This window comes from Hymenobacter sp. AT01-02 (genome assembly GCF_000961955.2).
Classification (GTDB): domain Bacteria; phylum Bacteroidota; class Bacteroidia; order Cytophagales; family Hymenobacteraceae; genus Hymenobacter; species Hymenobacter mucosus.
This window is the reverse complement of record NZ_JZIR02000096.1, coordinates 1-2,744: the sequence shown is the minus strand read 5'-3', so window position 1 is coordinate 2,744 and position 2,744 is coordinate 1. Positions and strand designations below refer to the sequence as shown.

Here is a 2,744-nt window from a genome sequence, read left to right as displayed (position 1 = left end):
GTGCTCAGCACTCGGGTACAAGCCCGGCAGCTATTTATTGGCAAGCTGCTGGCCTGCGGATTGGTAGTGGGCGCCGTGGTAGCAACGCTGGCACTGGGGGCGCTGGGCCTACTACTGGTACAGCGCGGGGCTGCGGGCCTGGGCCCGGTGCTGCTCACCTATGGCTGCTACGTAGTGGGGCTGACGATGTACGCCGTACTGCTCACGGTACTAGGGGTAGCAGTGTCCCTGTTGGCGCGCAGTTCGGCGCTGGCCTTGGTCGTGCTGGCAGGCTTCTGGCTGGTAGGCGTATTTTTGGTACCTCGGCTGGCGGGCGAACTATCGCGGCAGGTATATCCGTCTATCACGGCGGTAGAGTTTGACGACCAAACCTTTCGGGAGAAGGAGTACGGCATGGGAAACGAGGGCACCAAAGACCACCGCCGCGCCCTGCTGGAACAGCGCACCCTGGCGCAGTACCACGTTAAGCGCCTAGAGGACCTTCCGGTTTTCTATATCCCCATCACCATTGAGTACTTCGAAGAAACTGATGGCCTCGTGATGGACCGTGCTTACGCCGCCGTTGAGCGCAACGAGGCCCGCCAAAACGCCTTTGTGCTGACCAGCGCCGTGCTGTCGCCCTTCCTAGCGTTCCGTGACTTTTCCTTGCACCTGACCGCTACCGATATAAATACGCATAATGACTTTGCCCAACAGGCGGAGGCCCACCGCCGCCGCGTAGGCAGGGTGGTGGATGCCTTCTACCAGAAACACACGGTAGCCAGCAATGACTTTTGGAAGACAGTGCCGCAATTTGCTTACTCAGCGCCGGGCCTGGGCTGGCGCCTGCACAACGCGGTGGCTCCGTTGGTAATTCTGCTGGTGTGGCTGGTAGCCGCCGGGGGCATGGCCGCCTGGGCCTACCGTCGCCTGACAGCCTAGGGCTGCTTGGGTTTTCTTCTTGCGGCGGGGCAGTTACTGGCCAGCCTTAACCAACTAGTATCATGCAGGCTTCTCTGTTCCGCGTGCTCTTCAGGCACGAGCTTATCTCCCTATACCGTAATCGGGTGCTGATTACCCTTTTTTCCATTCTGCTGGTGCTGCTCGTTGGGGCTCTCTGGATGGGTAGCAGCCGGCTGCACCAGCAGCAACGCACGCTAGGCCAAATTAGAGCGCACCGGGTAGCGGCGCAAGACAGCCTCAAAGCACGCATCCGGCGCATCGAAGCTCACGGTATGTACTATCCCGGCTTCATCTGGGACGACCCCACGTATGCCTACAATACTGCCCGCAACGAAGGCCCCCAGTATGCCGTGAAGCAGCCCTTTGTCCTGCAAGCCCTGGCCACGGGGCAGAGTGCGATGCAGCCGTTCTACTACAAAGTATACATCACCCGGAAGCAAGCCCTGGTGCACGAGAGCGAGATTGACAACAGCTTTTTACAGTTTGTTGACACCTTCGATTTTTCGTTCGTGGTGGTGTATCTGTTGCCCCTGCTCATCATCGTGTTTACCTACAACCTGCTGTCCTCGGAAAAAGAACAGGGGACGTGGGTACTACTTAAGACTAGCAACCAATCTATTGCTCGGCTGTTGCTGGGGCGGCTGGGTATTCGCTACGGGCTATTCACGGCTGCTGTGTGGACCGTAGTAGTACCAGTGCTGACGCTGCTAATTGGGCCCAGCTTCCTGGCTACTACTAACTGGTGGTGGCTGGTCGCGTTTGTGTCGGGCTATTTCGCGTTTTGGTTTGCGCTGGCTTTTCTAGTCAATAGCTTCTCGCTCAGTTCCAACCTCAATGCCATGAGCCTGATTTTTCTGTGGTTGCTACTGGGCCTGCTACTGCCCAACCTGCTGCAAATCGGCCTGAACCGGGTTTACCCTATCCCCAGCCGCATTGCTCTGACCACGGCTGAGCGCGAAGCCACCAACCGTTACTTCGAGAAAGATGGTCAGTTGCTCACCAAAGAGGTATTCAACAGCCCGCGTACCCTTATTCGGCAGGCATCCATCGTCACGCCGGGTATGGTGTACGGCTACGGCATTATTGTATCCAAGAGTCAGATCATCAAGGACCAGGCAACACGAGTAGCGGAGAACAACCTCTATGGTCAGGTTGAAAAGCAGCAGGCGGCCATTGGGCAACTGCAGTGGCTAAGTCCGGCTTTGTTGCTACAAGAGGTGTTAGCTACCCTGGCAGGAACTCACTGGCACCAGTTCAACCGGTTCAGCCGCGACGTAGATGTTTTCCGGGAGCACACGCAGCAGTTTTTTTATCCCAAAATGGCGCTGGAGAGTACTTATCGCACATTTACAGTGAAGGATGCGGACGCCATTCCGCAATTTCAGTCGCGCGCATACGCTACCTACTCAGGGCAGTATCTCGGCCGCGTATTGCTACTTCACGTAGTTGGTGTGCTGGTGTTGATGGTGCTCGGGTATCGGCGGTTACTTCACGCCAGCCGGTAGCAGATGCTCAGTATGGGAGTATCCTTGCGTTCGGATGAGCTATATAGCACCTTATCTGTTGCTGAGGCAGATCAGCTGCATAGGGACTTTATCGATTTCAAGCTACTTGTTTTCAGGATGCTACGGCCAAACGTGCTTGTTACCTGAAGCAACCAACAAGCACGTATCGGTGGAAGCTGGAAAACAGGTGACTACAGCAAGAGCGAAGCCGTACCTAGAGCGCACGGTGAACTTCTGCGCCTGGGCAATAATCCATGTGCAGCATTAGCTACTATTTCCTACGCCGCTGCCGGCAGC

The 2,744-nt window shown here is 56.5% G+C and carries 2 protein-coding genes; both read left to right on the top strand.

Features of this window, described 5'->3' with window-relative positions:
- Positions 1-921, top strand: a 921-nt coding sequence (locus VI25_RS19880; protein WP_152981714.1) for a DUF3526 domain-containing protein, incomplete at its 5' end; no start/stop codon positions are given.
- 62 nt (positions 922-983) lie between these two features.
- Positions 984-2,447, top strand: coding sequence for a DUF3526 domain-containing protein (locus VI25_RS19875; protein WP_055562767.1), 1,464 nt, complete (start codon positions 984-986; stop codon positions 2,445-2,447).
- Positions 2,448-2,744 lie beyond the last annotated feature (297 nt).

Bases quoted from the DNA above. Each gene is read 5' to 3' on its own strand.
- VI25_RS19875 (WP_055562767.1), top strand. From the start codon at position 984: ATGCAGGCTTCTCTGTTCCGCGTGCTCTTCAGGCACGAGCTTATCTCC.